This is a genomic window from Bartonella sp. AC535YNZD (assembly GCF_042196625.1).
In the GTDB taxonomy this organism is placed as follows: domain Bacteria; phylum Pseudomonadota; class Alphaproteobacteria; order Rhizobiales; family Rhizobiaceae; genus Bartonella.
In genome coordinates this window covers 40,637-62,705 of sequence record NZ_JBHIQP010000007.1, presented here as the reverse complement: position 1 = coordinate 62,705, position 22,069 = coordinate 40,637, and the positions used below count along the sequence as shown (strand labels likewise).

The following is a 22,069-nucleotide window of genomic DNA, read 5'->3' as shown; positions in this document are numbered from 1 at the left end:
TCTTTCGCATACTATATGTAGTCTATATAGAATACATCAGCACCACATACAGGAAAAAACAAAGTTTATCCTTGCGAATCAATAACCTAGCATTTTGCATAATGAATCAGACTCAAAAGCTTGATGCAAGAGATTCTTTGTTAATTTATTGATTCTTAATAGAAATTTTTTATTATCTCTTTGAAATGACTCAATTTTTTATTTTCACTTTTTTAGTGAACAATAAATCAATGAAATGGATCAAAAGGAGGAACACTTCGACCACGCTCAAATTGACCAATACGCTCTATTTCCCATTGTAAAAGGTGGGCTGAATGTGCAAAAACACGTGCACGCACTGTTTCTCCCAATGCTTCAAGATCATATCCTGTTGCTTGCCCTGTATTGATCATAAAATTACAGTGCATTTCGCTCATCTGAGCACCACCAATCCGTAAACCACGACACCCTGCCTCATCAATCACGCGCCACGCAGATATATTCTCAGGATTTCTAAAAGTTGATCCACCGGTCTTTTCACGAATAGGTTGCACTGTTTCCCTATGGAGGGCAACTTCATCCATAGCAGCACGAATATCATCTTTATTACCGGTTTGTCCTTCTAATAAAGCAGCAGTAAAAATAAACCCTTCAGGAATATCACAATGGCGATAGGAATAATGCATATCTTTCAAACTCAAAATATGACGTTTTCCTTTACGATCCAGCGCATAAACCTCAACAACACGTGCTGCGGTTTCAACACCATTTGCACCCGCATTCATTTTGAGTGCCCCTCCAAGACCACCAGGAATACCGTGATAAAAATGAAAACCCGCGATTTCTGCCTTTAAAGCAGCGGTAGCTAAATGTTTATCGGCCGTACCTGCACCAACTAAAAAACGTTTTGGAGAAACTTGTTGCACTTGCCCAAAACCTTTTGGCGAAAGACGAATCACAACACCAGGAACACCCCCATCACGCACCAGCAGATTAGAACCTATTCCTACAATTGTTACAGGAATAAATTCAGGCAAATTTTGAAGGAAAAGAGCTAAATCTTCCTCATCAACAGGCTGATAAAAAAGTTCTGCTAACCCACCAGTGCGAAACCACGTCACCTTACGCATCTCAACGTTAGGTGTAAGCTTGCCTCTTATACCCCCCAACAGTGGTTGCAATTGCGCCAATAACGCCTCACCATCAATGTGCTGAAAATTTATCATGACCATCAAATACCGACAACTGATGAGGCAATGCACACGCCCATTGTGTGATATTGCCAGCACCAAGAAAAACCACATAATCCTCTGCCTGAGCAAATGTTGAGACAAGAGACACAACATCTTCCAGACCATGTATTAAGCGCACATCACGATGACCAGCCATTTTAATATGCTCTACCAATTCTTGAGAACCAAATCCTACAAGAGGTTCTTCACCAGCCGCATAAACGGGCGTAATCAACACTGTATCTGCATCATTAAAACAAGCAGCAAAATCATCAAATAAATGGTACAAACGCGAATACCGATGGGGTTGTGCAATCGCAATAACACGCCCTTTTGCACTCTCACGTGCAGCACGCAAAACTGCCTTTATTTCAACAGGATGATGTCCATAATCATCAAATATTTCAATGCCACGCCAACTTCCTATTCGCGTAAAACGCCGTTTTACTCCGCCAAATTCTGCTAAGCCCCTTTTTATAGCTTCATTTGAAATGCCAAGTTCATGCGCAATAGCAATCGCCGCCGTTGCATTGGCAACATTATGCTGCCCTGCCATGGGCAAAAGCAAATTTTTTAACTCAATCTTTCTTCCTGTTTTGCGTGAGCGAACAAGAACATCAAAATGCGTTTTTTGACCATCCATCGAAAGATTAAGAAAACGAACATCCGCTTGTGGATTTTTACCATAAGTGATCACCCAACGATCATCAATACGGCCCGCCAATGACTGAACCTCTGGATGATCAAGACACAAAACAGCAAAACCATAAAAAGGAACATTTTCTACGAATTGCCGAAAAGCCTCACGCACAGCATCAAAACTTCCATAATGATCCAAATGCTCAGCGTCAATATTAGTAATAACAGCAATATCAGCAGGCAGCTTTAAAAATGTACCATCACTTTCATCAGCTTCAACAATCATCCAATCGCCATCTCCTGTACGAGAATTCGTACCATAAGCATTAATAATACCGCCATTAATCACCACTGGATCAAAATGACCAGCATCAAGAAGGGCTGCGACCATTGATGTGGTTGTTGTTTTACCATGTGTACCACCCACTGCAATTGCACGCCGAAACCGCATCAGCTCCGCCAGCATTTCTGCACGTCTGACAAGCGGCAAATGTCTTTCCTTTGCAGCAATATACTCAGGATTTGTTTTTTTAACGGCAGTAGAAAAAACAACAACCTCTGCATTCCCTAAGTTTTCAGCACAATGACCTATATGAACGTTAATTCCTTTTTTCCGTAAACGTTCAACATTTGCACTTTCAACTTGATCTGACCCTTGAACTTTATAGCCAAGATTATAAAAAACCTCCGCAATTCCACTCATACCGATCCCCCCGATTCCGATAAAATGGATAACGCCTATATCAAGTGGCATTTTCATTAAAAAGCTCCTCTTTTATATCTGACAACAATCGCCCTGCAATTAAGGATTCAGCCATATCAGCAAGGCAACGGGTTGCATGAGGTTGCCCAACTTTTTTTGCAGCAAGCGCTTGTTTTTCTAATAAATGGGGCGCACAACAAGCATGCATTAAAAGAGAAGAAAGCTTTTGTGCATTTAAATCTTTTTCTGATACAATTTGCGCACCACCTACACGAGCAAGCAGAGCTGCATTGGCAGCCTGATCATGATCTAAAGCATGGGGATAGGGAACAAGCAAAGCAGGTCTACCAATCACCGCTATCTCACAAACGGATGAAGCCCCAGCGCGCGACAAAATAAAATGAGCATGTGCCATACGTTCAGCCATATCATCAAAGAAAGGAGCAACCTCTGCTTGTACGCCCATATCACGATAGATTTTGATCAACCCTCCTGCTTCACCGCGAACTTGCTGTACAATTCGCAAGCGTTTACGGTTCTTATCATCGAGTAACGCAATGGCTTCTGGAACAATATGTGAAAAAGCAGAAGCCCCTTGGCTACCACCAAAAATCAAAAAATTAAATGGCGTTTCCCCCTCTGAAGAATGATAAGGAATTTCGGCCGCCTTCAGCACAGCCTCACGGACAGGATTCCCCGTTAAAAGCATTTTATGGGCATAAGCGCCATTTGGCGACAACAAACCACCAGCGATTGCACGCACAAAAATTGCCAACATCCGATTGGCACGCCCCATAACAGCATTTTGTTCATGAATAAATGTCACACGCTTTGTTAAAGCCGCAATAAAAAGAGGAGGAAAGCTCGGATATCCCCCAAATCCTCCAACAAGAACAGGACGTAATTTATAAAACAACGCCAACGATTGCCCCATTCCCCTTAGTAAAGACCAAAACGTCTTTATCAGAGCAAAAGGATGGCGGCGTATAAATGTTGCCGATGAAACGATATGTGTATGCTCTTCATCAAAGCACCGAACAAAAGGGCGTGCTCTTTCATCTGTTATTAAATGAACATCATATCCACGCTCCCTTAATTCAACAGAAAGGGACTCAGCAGGAAAAAGATGTCCACCTGTACCACCAGCCACCAAAACAATAACTTTTTTATCATTCATAAGGCGTATCCAAGACAGAAGAGGAAGAAAAAGCTGAAAGGCGTGCTTCTGGCCAACGACGTGTTAAACTGAGCAAAATGCCCATTGAAAACGCAATCGCCACCATCGAAGAACCACCATAAGAAATAAAAGGCAATGTCATGCCTTTTGGAGGAATTAAGTGAAGATTAACGGCCATATTAATAGCTGATTGAAAGCCAATCATCATTGCTATGCCAGTAATACCAAGACGTATAAAGCAATCACGTGTATTCATTGCTATATACAATGAACGCATAACGATAAAACCAAAAAGCATCATAATTAATAAACAAAGAATAATACCATATTCTTCAGCAGCAACGGAAAATACAAAATCTGTATGGCTATCAGGAATAATACGTTTTACTGTTCCCTCCCCAGGACCTTGCCCAAACCAACCACCATTCAAAATAGCCTCACGTCCAACATCTACTTGAAAGGTATCTCCTTCACCTGTCAAAAAACCATTGATACGCTCACGCACATGATACAGAAAAAGATAAGCTAAAACAATTCCTCCAGCACCTAAAATGAGAAAGAGAAAAATAACGGCTAGAGGCACACCAGCAATAAAAAACAAACCACCCCATGTTGCACTTATTAAAAGTGTTTGTCCAATATCAGGCTGCAAAACCAGAAGCACACAACAAATGCCATAAAGTACAATCGCTAACGTATAACCTAGAATTCCCCTCCTGCGTATCTGTTCCGAAAAAAGCCAAGCGGACATAACCACAAAAGCTGGCTTCATAAACTCTGAAGCCTGTACAGAAAAACCAAAGAGCACAATCCACCGCCGTGCTCCCTTTAATTCTGGACCCCAAAATAAGGTTGCAACCATAAGAGCAAGCGTTACAATAAGCAAAAGAGCACATAAACGACGAATATTAGGAATTGAAAAAAAAGAAATGGTCACCATCGTAAAAAATGCTGAAATGCTGAAAATGATATGCCACCGAACAAAATAAAAACTATCAGCAATTCCGATTTTTTTTGCAATCGTGGGGCTGGCAGCAAAAGACAACATAATGCCAATCCCCATTAAAATTAAACAAGCTGCAAAGACAGAGCGGTCAATCGTCCACCACCAATTAGCAATTGGGTCTCTATCTGCACGCGTAACCATGATATCCGCCTTATCCGTTTTATAAATTGTTTCAAAGTGATATGGTTCCCCGCCTGTTTAACAAACACTTTAAAAACTAAATTACACAAAAAAAGATTCTGGAGTCTTAACGCAAAAATATTTTTTTATAACTGATGCTTTTTATTGTAACTGCATCACAAAAGAGACAAATGCTTCGCCCCGTTCTTCATAATTTTTAAATTGGTCATAACTTGCACAAGCAGGTGACAAAAGAACCGTCACCTCTTTTGCCTTACAACCTATTGCGTCAACAGCTGCTTCACGCACCGCATTTTTCAAAGTTAAGCTCATAGAAAAGGGAAAAGCAGATCCAATAATGCGAGCAAATTCTTCCGCCGCACTCCCAATCAAATAGGCTTTACGAATTTTAGGAAAAAATTCTCTAAGAGACTCTATTCCTCCCTTTTTCGCCTGTCCCCCAACAATCCAAAAAATATCATTAAAGGTGGAAAGAGCAGGAGCTGTTGCATCTGCATTAGTCGCCTTGCTATCATTGATAAACAAAACCGCCCCCATTTTACGCACCTGCTGCATACGATGATCCAACCCTTTATAACTTGCTAAATGCTTTTTTATAGAGGGATCTGTTATTTTTAAAGCCTGCAATGTTGCCAATGCCATAAGAGCATTTTGCGCATTATGACTCCCACGTAACACCGCCATAGGAGCAAGATCTGCAAGCATATGACGCTGTCCTTGACGAACAGAAAAAAGCTTGGTTCCATCTGCATAAAAACCATTTTCAACAAAATGATTCTTGGAAATTGCCTCAATTTGCTTCCCATCATGAAGTAACTGTTGATATAAAACCTGACAAGCTGCATCATCAACTGAAATAAAAGCCTGAGAAGCCTGAGCAATCAGATGCCTTTTGGTTTGCACATAACAGGCAAAACTTCCATGTCGATCAATATGATCAGATGTCAAATTCAATAAAAGTCCAATGGTTGGCTGAAGAGAGGGAGTAAGATCAATTTGAAATGATGAACATTCAATCACATAAATACGTTTTTTAACAAATGGCTTAAGCGTCAATATTGCCTTTCCAATATTTCCCCCCATCTGCACATCATAGCCCATTTTTTCCAATAAATGCGTAAGCAAAGCCGTTGTTGTCGACTTTCCATTCGTCCCCGTAATCGCAATAAACGGAACATCTTGGTCACAAAAACCATAATGCTGTAAAAAATCATGGCGTGCACGAACAAACAATTCAATATCACCAATAATTTCTATATTTTTTTTTCGTGCCTTTTCAACAACCCAATGCGGTTGAGGATAATTTAAAGGAACTCCAGGAGCGAGAATCAATGCAACAAATTCTGACCAGTCCTCATCGTGGAGATCTCTTGTTGGAATATTTTGCCGACAAGCCATCTGCACGCTTGAAGGACTATCATCCCACGCCACCACTTCTGCACCACCACACATTAATGCTTGTGCCGTTGCTAGTCCAGACTGCCCCAATCCAAACAGAGCAACTTTTTGACCTTTATAACACGTAACAGAAATCACATTCTCACCGCAATTTAAGTGTTGAAAGACCTATGAGAGCGAGAACAATCGAAATAATCCAAAAGCGTATCACCACTTGGCTTTCAGTCCAACCTTTTTTCTCAAAATGATGATGTATCGGTGCCATAAGAAACACGCGTTTTCTTGTTAATTTGAAATAACCAACCTGAATAACGACCGAAAAAGCTTCCACAACAAAAAGTCCACCAATAAGAACCAAAACAATTTCGTGCTTCGTAGCAACCGCAACAGTCCCTAAGAGTCCTCCAAGAGCCAACGATCCAGTATCTCCCATAAAAATAGCTGCAGGTGGTGCATTAAACCATAAAAATCCAAGCCCTGCCCCAACAACAGCTCCCAATAAAACAGCCAATTCACCTGTTCCCGATACATAATGGATTTGGAGATAATCAGCAAAATTCATATTACCAGAAAGATAAGCAATCAGAGCAAAAGATAAGGCTGCAACCATCACAGGAACAATAGCAAGCCCATCGAGTCCATCCGTCAAATTAACCGCATTACCCGTCGCGACAATGACGAAAGCAGAAAAAGGAATAAAAAACCAGCCCAAATTGATAAGATAATCTTTCAAAAAAGGCAAAGCTAATCCAGATGAGCCAATTTGCAGAATGGCAAAAGCAGCAATCGCCGCAACACAAAACTCCAAGCTTAACCGTGCTTTCCCAGAAAATCCTTTGTCTGTTTGTTTTGTGACCTTAAGATAATCATCATAAAACCCAATTACCCCAAAAGAAAGCATAACCAATAGCGATACCCAAAAGTAAATATTCGATAAATTACCCCATAAAAATGCCGATACCACAATGCCGATTAAAATCATTAATCCACCCATTGTAGGTGTTCCAGCCTTTTTAAAATGTGTTTGAGGTCCATTAGCACGAATCGGTTGCCCCTTACCTTGCCGCAATTTAAGAGAAGCAATGATGCTAGGTCCAAACAAAAAGACGATAAGCCCCGAAGTAAGCATAGCTGCTATCGTGCGAAAAGTAATATAACGAAAAACATTTACACCCGGAAGCCAATCACTAAACGAAGAAAAAAACAGCATCATGGAACAAAAAACCTCTTAAAACTATGAAGAAACTGCTTTATAGCGATCAAGCAATGCAGTCACAATATTTGATGAACAAAGGCTATTGGATGATTTAATCATAAGTAGGTCGCCAGGAGAAATTTCTGCTAAAAGAAGCGGTAAAATTTTCTCAATATTTTCAGCATAATGAACCTTAACACCAGCAGACAAATCACTGACTAAAGATTTCATCGCCTCACCAAATAGAAAAACCGGATTAGCACCGGAAAGACGTATTGGTTTTATTAAATCACGATGAAGCTTTTCACTATACTCCCCTAACTCTAGCATATCCCCTAAAATAGCAATTCGCCGCCCCCCTTTTCCTACAGGTCCTGTAGCAAGAAGCTCAAGTGCAGCACGCATAGAAGCAGGATTTGCATTATAGCTTTCATCAATGAGATAAAATTCACCCCCATTTGATAAAGACAGTCGATAACGAACACCTCGCCCCTTTTGAGAAGAAAAATGGCGAAAAGAAAGAAAAACAGGCTCTAACTCAACCCCCATAGCATCACAAGCAGCAATAACCCCTAAACTATTTTGCACAATATGGCGTCCCGGAGCCCCAATTTGAACCTCCTTATCCCGCCCCCCAATACGCACAATCATAGAAGAACTATCGGTTAGAAGACGTATATCTCGCGCTTGATAATCAGCATCTTTAGTCCCACCAAAGCTTAAGATCTTCTTTACACCGCATTTCTTTGCTTTTTGAACGAGATAAGAAAAAAAATCACTATCCGCATTTAAAATGGCAATGCCTTCTTCATCCAATCCTTCAAAAATTTCAGCTTTTGCCTTTGCTATTTCTTCAAGATCTTTGAAAAATCCCATATGTCCTGCACAAATATGCGTAATGAGAGCAATATGCGGACAAACCAGCTTGACCAGAGGGCGAATTTCATCTCTATGATTCATGCCAATTTCAAAGATACCATAATCACTCTCCATAGGCATCCGCGCTAAAGTGAGTGGAACCCCCCAGCAATTGTTTAAAGAAGCGAGATTCGCATGAACATTCCCAGCCGTTGCAAGTGCTTGTTTCAAAGCTTCTTTTGTCGTCGTTTTTCCCACCGATCCTGTTATCGCGATAATCTTAGCTCTTGAACGTTTGCGTGCAGCTTGTGCAAGTTGTTCTAAGGCTTGCAAAACATCAGGAACGACAATGAGTGGAGCCAATATCTTTTTCATATCCCTCAAACGGTGTTCCGCAACGATAAGAACGCCTGCACCTCGTTCATAAGCTTGCGCAGCAAAATCATGACCATCAAGATGGTGCCCTTTAATGCAGAAAAAAACATCCCCTTCCGCAAGAGTACGACTATCAATGGAAACCCCAGAAAAAGTTTCTGGCAAGCTTCCCATTACAACACCATTAATTGCAGCAACAAGTGCTTGCTTATCCCATAAAGCTGTCATTTCTTTCGGTCCTCTAAAGCTTCTATCACTTTCAGACGATCTGAAAAAGGATAAGTTGTCTGCCCTATAATTTGGCCATCCTCATGACCTTTTCCAGCAATGATGAGTGTATCACCAGCTTTCAAAAGCTCCACCGCGTAAGAAATAGCTTCACCACGATCTGCTATCTCTATTGCTGTTGGCACCGCCTGTAAAATATCTTTACGTATTTTTTCTGGCATTTCTGTTCGAGGATTATCATCTGTTACAATAACAATGTCCGCTTTATCCGCCGCAATTTTTCCCATCAAAGGTCTTTTTCCTTGATCACGATCTCCTCCACAACCAAAAACAACGATCAAGCGTCCTTGCGTAAAGGGACGAACAGAAAGCAAAACCTGCTCCAAAGCTTCTGGTTTATGAGCATAATCAATATAAACAAGCGCATTATTTTCTGTCTTTCCCACAAACTCTAACCGCCCAGGTGCCCCCTGCAAAGTTTCAAGCGCAGGAAAAACCTTACGAGGTGAAACGCCCGTTGCAATGGCTAACCCCGCTGCCATAAGCGCATTAGCTACCTGAAAATCTCCAGCTAAAGGCAAATCAAATGTATAAATATTGTTTTCCACACGACACTCAATACACTGTTTGGAGCGTTGATGTTCGACACGATTAATCGTGATAAATTGCCCCTTACGACCAATTGTCAAGACACGGCGGCGCGCTTGTGTAACAACATCAATAACCTTTTGTGAATAAACATCATCAGCAAAAATCAAAGCAGGAGCAGATACAGGCAAAAGTGTATCAAACAACCTCATTTTAGCCCGCAAATAATCCTCTACCCCCGTGTGATAATCCATGTGATCTCGCCCTAAATTAGTAAAGGCACCAGCCGTTAAACGGACTCCATCAAGTCGTCCTTGATCAAGCCCATGCGAAGAAGCTTCAAGAGCAGCATGCGTCACACCTTCATGAGAAATTTCACAAAGAAGACGGTGCAAGACGACCGGATCAGGTGTTGTGAGAGAACCATAAACATTCCGTTTAGGAGAAACAACACCAACCGTTCCTATACTCGCTGCACAAAATCCAACATGAGTCCAAATTTGCCGAAGAAAAGAGACAACAGATGTTTTACCACTTGTACCAGTCACAGCAACAACTGTTTCCGGCTGAGAACCGTAAAAACGTGCAGCTGCCAACGCTAAACTATGACGAACATTAGAAACACGTAAAATGGGAACAGATAAATCCTCAAGAACAGCATGACAGTCTGTAACGATTGCTCGTGCGCCACGCTTTATCGCGTCATCTATATAGTGTCTTCCATCACTTTTTTTCCCTTGAACAGCAACAAAAACATAGCCCGGCAAAACTTGCCGAGAATCCACACTTATTCCTGTTATTTCTATTGAAGAAAGGCTTTCATCTTCAACACATTCTGTAAAAACTGTTCCCAACAACATGATAACGCACCTTTATATTTATTTTACCGTTGTTTAACGAAACTTGAATTGCTCTTTTTACTTAAAAGAGGCTCATATTCTTTTTTAAAATCGGGTTTTACACCAAGAAAACTAGCTGTGCGACGAACAATATTAGCAAGCATTGGTCCAGCATTCATCGCCGCTGTTGCTGAACGCTGTCCCTCTGCAGGCTTTGGTTCATCGATAATTGTTAAAACAACATAAGCAGGATCATCAATAGGAAAAGCAGCAAGAAAACTATTGAAATTTTTTGTTTTAGAATATTTTCCATTTTCAACTTTCTCAGCTGTTCCTGTCTTACCACCTACACGATAACCTTCTACTTTTGCATTACGTCCAGACCCAATCTCACTATTTAATTGATAAAGGTAACGCATATTTTGACTTGTTTTAGCATGCAAAACCCGTTTTGCATGGTGCAAAGTTTGTTCTTTTGTCCGTTTTAAAAATGTCGGAGCAATTAACCAACCACCATTCATTAAAGCAGCAGCCCCAACAGCTGTTTGCAAGGGAGTTGTTGCCATACCATGCCCAAAAGCAATCGTCATAGATTGGATATCCTTCCAATGATGTGGCACAATAGGATGAGCAACTTCAGGCAACTCTGTTACGAGTCGATCCAGTAGCCCAAGTTTTTGCAAAAAATCACGATGTTTATCAATTCCTATCGCCAATGCTTCTTTAGCAGAACCAATATTGGAAGAATAAACAAAAACCTCCCATAACGTTAAGGGACGATTTTTTCCGTGAAAATCATGAATAATATATCCACTACTTGCTTTTATGGGCTTTGAAGCATCAATAATACTGTTTAAATGAAAAATATTGGAATCAAGTGCCATGGCAGTCGTAAAACTTTTAATAATCGATCCCATTTCAAATGTTCCGGCCGTCATCCGATTGAGACGATCACTTTTTAAAGCTTCAATAGGATTTCCAGGATCAAAATCTGGTAGAGATGCCAACGCCAAAACTTCCCCCGTATGTATATTTAAAATAACAGCTCCTGCAGCAATTGCCTTATAACGCTTCATAGCCTGAATAAGTTCATCATGGACAATTGCCTGAAGTCGCACATCAATCGAAAGCTGAACTTGTTTTAATGATTCTTCCATGGCAAGACCAGCAGCACGCAGAGCACTCAAACCCGCATCATCAATATATTTTTCCATACCTGCAATGCCTTGATTATCAACATTCACCATGCCGAGAATATGGGAAGTTACAGGTCCATCGGGATAAAAACGACGAATTTCAGTCCGAAAACCAATTCCTGGAATACCAAGGGCCATAATTTGTGTCTTCTGCATTGGTGTTAACCCACGCTGTATCCAAGAAAAACCAGTTTTTCTTTTTAAGCGCTTATAGGTTTCCTGCCAATTAAGATCAGGCAAAACTGTTGAGAGCAATTCAATGGTTTCATCCACATCAATAATACGTCGTGGCTCAGCAAAAAGTGAATAAGTTTTAATATCTGTTGCCAATAAACGACCATTACGATCAACAATATCAGGCCGCGCCGTCAGTTGAAGAACTCCTGGCCCCTTTGCTTCTTCAATCTGTCCACCTTCCAACCCATAAGAAATAAGGCAAGCCCCCATGATGCCATATAAAACTAAAAAGCAGAACAACGAAAAAAGCAAACGTGGACGACTAGAATAGGGACGACGAACAGAAACATTATGATTATTCAACGAATTCTTAAAGTGCTTTTTCTTCTGTAAGAATAAAAAAGTCGACTTCATCACTGCACGCCTTTTTGGACAACACCATTCATCTGAGAATCCCGACGATTTGCCAAAATATCTTGATTATCTTCCAAGATATTTTGTTTAATCAATTCTTCAATTGGATCATGTACCCGTACCGGAATGTCTTTAAATTCTACGATTTGACGCGGCTGTATAACTTCTAATCCAAGTTCTTTTTGATAACGTTTCGCAAGTTTTTGCATGCGCGAAGGCTTGATCATCACAGCCCACTCAGCATGAAGCAAACTCACCGTATTTTTTGCTGCAGCAATTTCATGCTCAAGATGAAGAACTTCATTCATTCGTTTTTGAACATCATATTTTACCTTATAAGTAAGACCTGCCATACAAATCATAATCATCACTAAAATCATATCAAATGTACGAAAAACTGTCATTTCTTGCCGCCTTCAAAACTGGCAATCTCTGCTAAACTAAATAATTTCATATCTTCTGTAAGAGCCTCTGCTTCAGTCCGTACACCAATACGCAACCGCGCAGAACGTGAACGAGGATTTTTCTGTAACTCCTCTTTAGTTGCCGTGATCCCACCTCTAAACAAAGGAAAAAATGTTGCTGGAGCAGCCTTTATTTCTGGCAGATAGCGTGATCTCATACGTTCTCCAGAACGAGTCGAAAAAAATCTTTTGACCATACGATCTTCAAGAGAATGAAAACTGACAACCCCCAAACGGCCTCCAGCTTTTAAAACGCGTTCAGCAGCAAATAAACCACGCGCCAATTCACCAATTTCATCATTAACATAGATACGAAGAGCCTGAAATACACGTGTTGCAGGATGAATACGATCTCCCGGTTTACGTCCTATCAACGTTTCGATAGCATACGCCAAATCACCCGTACGCAAAAAAGGCTGAACAACACGACGCGTTTCAATCATCCGTGCAATTCGTCCCGCATAACGCTCTTCTCCTAATACCTTAAAAATACGTGCCAAATCTCTTGCTTTTAAATGATTGACAACATCGCTAGCTGTAAAACCAGTCTGAGCCATTCGCATGTCCAATGGCCCATCTTTTTGAAAAGAAAAACCTCTTTCTGCTTCATCAAGCTGCATTGAAGAGACACCAATATCCAAAATAACTGCATCCACCTTCTCTTCAACGACACGATCAAGCTGTGAAAACGCCATATGGACCAAACGAAGGCGTGGAAAAAATTCTTCAACAAGCAATTGTCCTGCACTGATAGCATGAGGATCACGATCAAGAGCAATCACCTGTGCCCCTGCCTTTAACAAAGCGCGCGTGTAACCACCAGCACCAAAGGTGCCATCAATCACTTTTGCTCCAACCAATGGCATAAGCCCAGCCAAAACTGGCTGTAACAACACTGGAATATGGCGTTCAGCTCTTTGATCCTGCTTTATCAAAATAATCCGTCTTGAAGTTATGCTGTCTTAAATCAACAGCTCTCTCATGGCAACTGATCTTAGAATAACCTGGCCTTCATCACATTAATCACAATGAACGAAAAAACTAAAGTTATCCTAAAACAGATCCTAACGCATTATACTTAAAGAAATGTTATAATTTTTTAAAACACTCTTTGCTCAAGTGTCCATTTCAAACACATAGACTCCATAAAAGACCATATATAATTGATCTTATAAAATATCGCGTATCATCATGAAATATCAGTCGGCCTATAAGCCGGGTTCTGTAGAGTAAAGCTTACACTTTACATGGCAACCATTCATCTGGGACGGATGTTACCATCCGCCTCGTGCAACCTACCCGAATGACTCGCCCGGAAATCGGCTGCAAATTAAATTTTGCACGTCATTTCTATTTGGTCTTGCTCCCGGTGGGGTTTACCTTGCCACATTCATTACTGAATGCGCGGTGGGCTCTTACTCCACCCTTTCACCCTTACCTATAAAAATAGGCGGTTTACTTTCTGTGGCACTTTCCCTAGGGTCACCCCCGCCGGGTGTTACCCGGCACCGTCTTTCCATGGAGCCCGGACTTTCCTCACCTGCCGCCTTTCAGCATTGGACAAGCGCGGCTGCCCAGCCGACTGACATACTGATTTATAAAACATTTTTTGCTCCGTGAAAATAGCATCTTAAAATATTTTATGACAAACCTCTCTCAACAGATGTTTTTATTTTAATGAAGCCAGATAAGTTTTTACTTTTGCGCAATATTTCGCTGAAATAGAATTCATTTTTTTTGCAGCATGACCTGCGTTATATTTAAGGATTGTACCACACGTACTTCCACCACTGAGTTTATAGGCCCGTGCCAAATAACGCATACCATATTCAAGATTGGTCGCAGGATCGTACAAATCCTGTACAGAACCACTAAAGCCCAACCCTCGTGCCGTAGAGGGTTTAATTTGCATCAAACCTATTTCGCCAGCAGCCCCCTTTATACCTGCCTTATAATTACTTTCAACTTTTACAACAGCATGTGCTAAATTAACCGGAATATTATACTTATTTGCAAATTTCTGAATAAGAAATTCATAAGGACGATTAGAAATCTGAGAAGCAACACTCCCTAAGCCTTCTTTTGCTTCTGCAACATTTAAAACACTATGAGCCCAACTTATATCAAATACAAAAAATACAGCACACGCTGTATTTAACAAAATTTTCAAAAATTGCATTTTCTTTCTCTCACTCAAAAATTCTCAAATTCTAACCGCAAATAATTTTCGAATGCATTGTACAAAAAAAGAAAGCAAAAGAACGGCTTGAAAAGGGAAATATTAAGACAATTTCAAGATAAAGTTCTGTATAAAAAGAAAAACTCTTTATACAAAAATTATAGACTTCTCTATATCATCAAATAAAAAAATTAAAAGCCTATAATTAAACTTATATCATATTAACTAAAATGATATATTCTATCAAGTTCTGCTATATTTATTGTATTAATCAATTTTTATATTACAAAATAGCACTTTTAAAAGATATGATATTTTTTTATATACGATGATTAAATTTTTTATTGATATCAATCCCACAAAGCAATAGAGACGAGATCATCTTTACCAAAGATCCTCGATATCGCAAAAGTTTCACAAAAATAAAACCCGTTATTGATGCTTCTTTCTAACCAATAAACACGCGCAGCATTCTTTATGGCCCCAATAAACCATTGACTAAAATCAACCCCTACCTCCATCACTGTGCATAAGGAGTCCATAGATATACAAAAACCATCATACGCTATTTACCAATTCAAAATATTGCAACAGACTTTTAGCTCTCAAGATATCTCAAAGAAGCTTTTTAATTCCTTTTTAAAAGAGTTTTTATCCACACAAGCCTCCCACTTGTGGTATACAAGAAACTGATTTTGATTTTTTCACCATGGATAAATTTAAAATGAGAGGATTTTATAATTCTTAAGATTCTCATTCAATATAAAATGATAAATTATCATTATAAAACAATATACTAAAAAAGTTATATCCGTTTTTTCCTACAACAAAGCTTAACAATTACTTGTGTCTATTTTTTTGAAAAATGTTAGAAAGCTCAATACCCCTAAAGCCTTTTTAAATAAAAATAGACCTCTCATCTTCATTCAAATATTTTTTCTTTGTCACAGACTATCATCTTATCAGCCTTACACCTCATTTTCAGAAATCATACAAGTGGATAAATATCCTAAAATCCGTAGAATAAAAAAGCTTAAATCCTTTAAAATTTTTTATTTTCTCATATCAAATAAAAAAATAACCGGCATATAAAATGCGGTTAACGTGTTTTATTATAGTCAATACTGCTTTTGTCATTGTAGCGGTTGATAATGCAATTAACTTGGACCAATACCCTTGATAGACTTTCTATCACTCCTGTAATGATTGCAACATTACCCTTATACTCCAATTGCTTACCTTTTAAGAGATAAATTTTGTTAATACCTTACAAATTGATTATCTCCTCGCACTTTTCAAGACTTCACGAAAAGCTCTTGCTCCTTAAAATAAAACCCAAAAGCGCGATTAAAAAAATAGCTAAAAATAAGTATTAGCAATGGAAGGACGAGAAATCGCTTTCGAGAGAGCCATAGCAACAGTTTCACCAGATTTTTGAGCCTGTTCACGACTCTGCCCACTTTTAGAAGCAAGCGCAATTACATCACGACGCAGCTGCGCAATAAACAACTCTTGCTGTTGAGGGGTCATTTTAGAAAGATGCTTGATGATATCTGGAAAAGATACGGATAATCTCTCTAATAACTCCTCCTCTGTTACATCAAGCTGCTGAGAAGACAAAGAAGAGTGACCGGGAAAAAACTGATAAACAACACCACTTTGAAAAGCAAAAAAGACAGCGCCAAAAATAAAAAACACAAATAAAATAAAAATAATACGATGCGAAAAAGATTCCATTATCTCTTACCTAAAGATCACAGAATACAAACATAGATTCCCTTTACGATTTCCCTTATAGCATTCAACAATGCCTCAATAAAGAAAAATCAAATTATTCAAAATAAATACGCTAACACTATCCGCCTAACAAGACATCCCCCTCTACATATTTACGTACTATAGGCGAAACAATAACAGATCTTACACTTCCCCCCTATAAAACCTTACACATCCCCTAAAACAATTATAAAAAGCCTGACTGAGGAAATCCTCAGTCAGGCCAGACAATCTAGGGGATCCACGCGGGGGGGGGGGAGGAGGTTCCCCGATTGTCCTCTTACATCAACCACTAAGATAGCCGATGCAATATTCTTGCTATGGAATAAAATTCTTTAAACAACAAGAAATTCTTATCATCTTCTACGCAAAAAAACATAAAAGAATTATAAATTATTTAAAAATGTTTAAATTTAGGCAAAAAAAGTTCAAAATGACCCAATTTGAAGCAATTTTATTTCAAGAAGCATCAATTAGAATCTACGATCATTATAACTTTTAAATAGTTTCTTTCATAACTCTGATGATCATATTAAAAAACAGTAATTTCTACGTATCCACCCTATAAAAATTAAACTATGTAAAAGTAGAATCGCTTTTCCAACAGCAATCACCACAAAAAGAAAAACGTAGATTTTTAAAATCTTACACAAATAACCGTAAAAAATGGAAAACATCTTCTTGCAAGAAAGCTATGAATTATTCATATAAAACAATAAATTAGAGAAATAAAATCTTATCTATATTTATAAAAAATTTCTGTAAATGATCATTAAAATATTGTTACATCCTTCATGTAACAATCAATGAGGAACTTAAACAGCTTAATCTTATGAGAAAATGAGAACTCTGAAGGTATTTGTTTCGAATCACGCCCCATCGTCATTCCAAGTAACGATAAACCATTTTACAATAACCAACAGTCTCTAACTCATTTTAACATAACAAACCGAAATCAACGCAGACATTTTCTCTTAATCTCTATCATTTAAATGATCCCGTAAAGTAATACACACAGTAGTTTCTATGCTCAAAAATTTTTATAGTCTGTTCTTCTAACGTAAACAATTCATTGATTTACAATCAGAACTCATCATTTTACAATTTACATGAGAGATCTCAAGAACGTAAGGTTCCCTTATTTTCAATCTTCGTCTATTGAATTAATGAATAGCCATACTATCGCACATCACAAACAAGAAGAAGCATATGGATAAAAAACATAAAACGATGATGCCTGCTTACAACTTTTACTTAAACTAAAGACGATGGTGCCCTATCAATTTTACGCTATACCCACGGACTGCGTCATAAGATGAGCGGCAAACATAAAAAGAAAGAAAATACTTTTGGCAAAAACAATGGACTTATTTAATAACCTTCATAACTTCTCATGATAAAGAGATACGAAACTTTAGTGTAATATCACGCTTTTTTTCCTACTTTCAGCCACAAACTATCCCTAGATCATCGCCGATCTTATTTTATGAATATAATGCATTGTCTTACCCTTTTACTTTTTCGTCTTTTTAGAGCATCTTTTTGCACCCCTCACTAAAAGTTCCAAGGTACTCCTTATCTAAAAACCTGTTTTAAAGAGACATTTTAAGATCTATTGGGCACCACCATCTTTGACATTTATAAAGGTATGAGCCTTCACTATATTATATTGTGCGGCATTATATCATATTGCAGCCGCTCTCACATTTAGAAAATGTATGAAAGATGTATTTTCTTTTACAAACGGTATCATTAAGATAAATACCTTCTTTTGTAGCAGACAAACAGACTCTTTCGGATTCTGAAACAGGAAATTTGAAATGAGACAACATTCCTGTATTCAAACCTCTTATTGAGTTTAAAAAAATCAATGATCTTTTAAAATCAATATATTGGCTAATAAAATATAATATCAGGACACCTTAAATAATGATCCTCATAGGCTTAACTCTATAGAAGGTGTTTCATTATACAGCCTACACGCCGCTATAAAACACCAATACTCCCATATAAAAACATAATACAAATGTAAAAAACAATAGCTTATCAATGATTGAATAAAGTTTTATCTCTACGCTATTCCTTGAGAAAAATCAGAGAATAAAGTGCGTTAACAAACGCGATTTATGCAAAATCTACTTGTTTATCTTTGATATCGTCAACTAATAAACGCGGATCACGAGCAAGCCAAAGTGTAACCATGCCCTCCTTACTATTTTCATTTTGTATAGGAGTAAGACAAACTGTTTGCTCTAGCATAAGTCCGGCATTTTTTAGCCACTTTTCTATTTGTAAAGTCGAAAATCCAAGACGCATATGTGCTTGATCAAAATGTGAAGAATCAGCTTTATGATAACCCAAATCCACAATCAATAAACGCCCATAGGGACGCAAAACACTTGATATCTCATGAAGAAACATTTCAGGATTTTCAAGAAAATGTAAAACCCAATGAAGAATAACTAAATCAAAAGTTGTATCTCCAACAGACAAGTGAAAAACATCGCTATCAAGCACAACTTCAACCGCATGCGTATAAAGATTAGAAAACAATTTTAAGATAGAGTCTCCACCTCTTCCAATATTCAGCATCATCTGAAATGGTTTATCGCCAATGATTTCAAGTAAAGAGTTTTCTACACCACGATCTGCCATATAGGATGACCGTAATACATCCCGTTGCAACGCATTTTGTAAGAAATGCTTCTTCCTCCTTTTTTGACGCTGCTTTTTAATGTCCTTCAAACGTTCTAAATCATGCGCTAACAACACATCATTCTTTGGTAAAGACGAAAGAATACCCATCACAATGTCTTTACCCCCAAAATCATGACAAAGCTTAAAATAAAGGCTATCCCCCTTCTGATAACGCTCAATCAATTGTGCTTCGTACAATAAACGTAAATATCGTGATATACATGCTTGCGACTGATCAAGAATAAAAATAAAATCAGGGATTGTTAAATCTTCATGACGCAAGAGCGTAAGAACACGTAAATGGCTTACTTCTGCAACCGCTTTCAGCAGCTCAATTATTGCATCTAAACTTGTACTTTTTTTCATAATTATCCCCTAAACATTCCTATAAACATTTGTTTATAGGAAAAAAAGTCAAGCATACAACGCATATTCTCATCTATTTTGTGCTCTCTATTTTATCATACTATGAAAAAAATAGGCTCATGTAAAAAACGAACAGATCTTATCCATCTGTTTCTCGTTATAATGATAATACATTGATTTATAATAATAATTCATTCATTTTAACTTGAATAAAAAACCAGAACACCATAAATTTTTCTCATTTCAAATCTATTTATGATAAATCAATCCAAATCATTCTCTTACAGCACATAAACGGAGGGAACATATAGATAAAAATACCTTTTATGCCCACCTCAAAACAAGAACTGCATACCATTGAGAAAAAATAAATAATATGATAGTGTCAGCTTGCATCTTTATTAAGTAAAGACGATAATGCTCAATGACCAGAGCATTTGTAGAAGTAATACTATACTCTTCATCTCCTCCTTTTCATTGCAATTTTACAAGCAATAACCGGTTATATATCATGAGTAGAATAACCCTATTTAGGTCATAATTTCATAAGATGTCTCTTACTTTTTTCAATGAATAAAAACTTCCACAGAGCACACACACACTTTATTTATGAAATAACAAACACAATAAAATACACTATTATTCCAACAAAGTTGCGATAAAATAAAAATTCTAGCGTGTAAGAGGTTTATAATTTGCATGCTTAGGATTAAGAGATTCCGCCCCAAGACGACGAACTTTATCAGCCTCATATTCAGCAAAATTACCTTCAAACCATTCTACATGACCATCACCTTCAAAGGCTAAAATATGTGTTGCCAATCGATCAAGAAACATACGATCATGCGATATGATAACTGCACAACCAGCGAAATTTTCCAATGCATCTTCCAATGCACCCAATGTTTCAGTGTCAAGATCATTTGTCGGTTCATCAAGAAGAAGCACATTCCCCCCCTCTTTTAGAAGTTTCGCCAAATGTACGCGATTGCGCTGCCCTCCTGATAAATTTGCCACCTTCTGCTGCTGATCTGCCCCCTTGAAATTAAAAGCCCCGCAATAAGCGCGGCTATTCATCTCATATTTGCCTAATTTAATAATGTCATTTCCACCAGAAATTTCCTCCCAAACAGTTTTATCCCCCACCAAGGAATCGCGACTCTGATCCACATAACTCATGTGAACTGTTTCACCGATACGTATCTGACCTGAATCGGGATTTTCCTGTCCCGTTAACATTTTAAACAAGGTCGACTTTCCCATACCATTGGCACCGATAACGCCGACAATGCCGCCAGCAGGAAGTTTAAAAGAAAGAGAATCAATCAATACACGTTCACCATAAGCTTTAGAGAGATTATCAACCTCAATAACAACTTGTCCTAACCTTTCTCCAATAGGAATAATGATTTGCGCCTCTCCAGGACGGCGCTCACGTGCTGCTTGAACCAACTCATCATAAGCCTTAATCCGAGCTTTTGACTTTGCTTGTCGCCCTTTTGGACTAGAAGCGATCCATTCTTGCTCACGTGATAAAGCACGTTGACGCGCTGCCTCTTCACGGCCTTCCTGAGCCAAACGCTTGGCTTTAGCCCCCAAATAAGCAGAATAGTTCCCCTCATAAGGAATACCTCTACCGCGATCTAATTCTAAAATCCAACCCGTTACATTGTCGAGAAAATAACGATCATGGGTTATCAAAAGCACAGCCCCAGGATATTCACGTAGATGCCTCTCAAGCCAAGCCGTCGTTTCAGCATCTAAATGGTTTGTCGGTTCATCCAAAAGTAATAAATCAGGTTTTGACAAAAGTAATTTACAAAGCGCAACACGCCGCTTCTCACCACCAGAAAGCTTTGTGACATCCCCATTGGCTGGCGGACATCCAAGAGCAGCCATAGCCATTTCCACTTGACTTTCTAAATCCCAAAGATTCTGACTATCAATAATATCCTGAAGCTGTGCACTTTCATCAGCCGTTTCTTCGCTATAATTCATCATCAATTCGTTATAACGCTCAAGAATTGCCTGTTTATCTGCAACACCTTCCATCACATTGCCGCGCACATCTTTGCTTGCATCAAGCAAAGGCTCTTGTGGTAGATAGCCACAGCGCGCTCCTTCACAAAGCCATGCTTCTCCTGTATATTCCTTATCTAGCCCAGCCATAATACGTAAAATCGTTGATTTACCAGCACCATTTGGCCCTAAAATACCGATCTTCGCATCTGGATAGAAAGACAAATGAATATTTTCTAAGATTTTTTTATTGCCGTAAGACTTGTTGAGCCCAGCCATATGATAGATAAATTGACGTGCCATAAATTTCTCTTTATATTGCGCGATATTAAAGATTAGGGTTTGAAAAAATTGCTTTCGCTTTTTGAAACTGTACAGTAAATAGTGCTTACACCGTATCAAAAGCTTTTCGCTTTATATTGG

The 22,069-nt window shown here is 38.6% G+C and carries 16 protein-coding genes and 1 other RNA gene; all 17 read right to left on the bottom strand.

The annotated features are described in order from the left end of the window. Positions 1-227 precede the first annotated feature (227 nt). The 17 genes from murB to ettA all read right to left on the bottom strand — a co-directional run bounded on the left by murB (position 228) and on the right by ettA (position 21,949). Entirely contained in the window at positions 228-1,205 is a 978-nt protein-coding gene (gene murB / locus ACFIM8_RS05630) for a UDP-N-acetylmuramate dehydrogenase (RefSeq protein WP_375606970.1), read from the bottom strand. After that, positions 1,183-2,610, bottom strand: a complete 1,428-nt coding sequence (gene murC / locus ACFIM8_RS05625; RefSeq protein WP_375609266.1) for a UDP-N-acetylmuramate--L-alanine ligase — start codon at positions 2,608-2,610, stop codon at positions 1,183-1,185. The genes murB and murC overlap by 23 nt, the downstream gene beginning before the upstream one ends. Further along, positions 2,594-3,730 carry a UDP-N-acetylglucosamine--N-acetylmuramyl-(pentapeptide) pyrophosphoryl-undecaprenol N-acetylglucosamine transferase gene (locus tag ACFIM8_RS05620; RefSeq protein ID WP_375614611.1) on the bottom strand — a complete coding sequence of 379 codons (1,137 nt, stop codon included), beginning with the start codon at positions 3,728-3,730 and terminating at the stop codon, positions 2,594-2,596. Before ACFIM8_RS05620 ends, murC begins: the two co-directional genes overlap by 17 nt. Then, positions 3,723-4,877 (bottom strand): FtsW/RodA/SpoVE family cell cycle protein, encoded by a 1,155-nt coding sequence (locus ACFIM8_RS05615; protein WP_375606967.1) that lies wholly within the window; start codon positions 4,875-4,877, stop codon positions 3,723-3,725. The genes ACFIM8_RS05620 and ACFIM8_RS05615 overlap by 8 nt, the downstream gene beginning before the upstream one ends. Before the next feature lie 141 nt (positions 4,878-5,018). Then, entirely contained in the window at positions 5,019-6,413 is a 1,395-nt protein-coding gene (gene murD, locus ACFIM8_RS05610) for a UDP-N-acetylmuramoyl-L-alanine--D-glutamate ligase (protein ID WP_375609265.1), read from the bottom strand. A 4-nt stretch (positions 6,414-6,417) separates the two neighbouring features. After that, entirely contained in the window at positions 6,418-7,488 is a 1,071-nt protein-coding gene (gene mraY, locus ACFIM8_RS05605; protein WP_375606965.1) for a phospho-N-acetylmuramoyl-pentapeptide-transferase, read from the bottom strand. A 21-nt stretch (positions 7,489-7,509) separates the two neighbouring features. Beyond that, positions 7,510-8,931 carry a UDP-N-acetylmuramoyl-tripeptide--D-alanyl-D-alanine ligase gene (gene murF, locus ACFIM8_RS05600; protein WP_375614610.1) on the bottom strand — a complete coding sequence of 474 codons (1,422 nt, stop codon included), beginning with the start codon at positions 8,929-8,931 and terminating at the stop codon, positions 7,510-7,512. Further along, on the bottom strand, positions 8,928-10,379 hold the full coding sequence (locus tag ACFIM8_RS05595; RefSeq protein ID WP_375614609.1) for a UDP-N-acetylmuramoyl-L-alanyl-D-glutamate--2,6-diaminopimelate ligase: 1,452 nt from the start codon (positions 10,377-10,379) through the stop codon (positions 8,928-8,930). Before ACFIM8_RS05595 ends, murF begins: the two co-directional genes overlap by 4 nt. Before the next feature lie 23 nt (positions 10,380-10,402). Continuing rightward, the gene (locus ACFIM8_RS05590; RefSeq protein ID WP_375614608.1) at positions 10,403-12,145 is read right to left on the bottom strand and encodes a peptidoglycan D,D-transpeptidase FtsI family protein; all 1,743 of its coding nucleotides are present in this window, start codon (positions 12,143-12,145) and stop codon (positions 10,403-10,405) included. Next, the gene (locus tag ACFIM8_RS05585; RefSeq protein WP_375606961.1) at positions 12,145-12,549 is read right to left on the bottom strand and encodes a hypothetical protein; all 405 of its coding nucleotides are present in this window, start codon (positions 12,547-12,549) and stop codon (positions 12,145-12,147) included. Before ACFIM8_RS05585 ends, ACFIM8_RS05590 begins: the two co-directional genes overlap by 1 nt. Beyond that, positions 12,546-13,544 carry a 16S rRNA (cytosine(1402)-N(4))-methyltransferase RsmH gene (gene rsmH / locus ACFIM8_RS05580; RefSeq protein WP_375609263.1) on the bottom strand — a complete coding sequence of 333 codons (999 nt, stop codon included), beginning with the start codon at positions 13,542-13,544 and terminating at the stop codon, positions 12,546-12,548. The genes ACFIM8_RS05585 and rsmH overlap by 4 nt, the downstream gene beginning before the upstream one ends. Positions 13,545-13,804: 260 nt before the next feature. Continuing rightward, positions 13,805-14,195, bottom strand: an RNA gene (gene rnpB / locus ACFIM8_RS05575) — RNase P RNA component class A. A gap of 83 nt (positions 14,196-14,278) precedes the next feature. After that, positions 14,279-14,788: a lytic transglycosylase domain-containing protein gene (locus tag ACFIM8_RS05570; protein WP_375606959.1), complete on the bottom strand. Its 510-nt coding sequence runs from the start codon at positions 14,786-14,788 to the stop codon at positions 14,279-14,281. 350 nt (positions 14,789-15,138) lie between these two features. Continuing rightward, the gene (locus ACFIM8_RS05565) at positions 15,139-15,330 is read right to left on the bottom strand and encodes a hypothetical protein (RefSeq protein ID WP_375606958.1); all 192 of its coding nucleotides are present in this window, start codon (positions 15,328-15,330) and stop codon (positions 15,139-15,141) included. Positions 15,331-16,147: 817 nt separating this feature from the next. Then, positions 16,148-16,525, bottom strand: a complete 378-nt coding sequence (locus ACFIM8_RS05560; RefSeq protein ID WP_375606957.1) for a hypothetical protein — start codon at positions 16,523-16,525, stop codon at positions 16,148-16,150. 2,163 nt (positions 16,526-18,688) lie between these two features. After that, the gene (locus ACFIM8_RS05555) at positions 18,689-19,627 is read right to left on the bottom strand and encodes an ArsR/SmtB family transcription factor (RefSeq protein ID WP_375614607.1); all 939 of its coding nucleotides are present in this window, start codon (positions 19,625-19,627) and stop codon (positions 18,689-18,691) included. Between the two features lie 672 nt (positions 19,628-20,299). Continuing rightward, positions 20,300-21,949, bottom strand: coding sequence for an energy-dependent translational throttle protein EttA (ettA, locus tag ACFIM8_RS05550; RefSeq protein ID WP_375606955.1), 1,650 nt, complete (start codon positions 21,947-21,949; stop codon positions 20,300-20,302). Between the last annotated feature and the right edge of the window lie 120 nt (positions 21,950-22,069).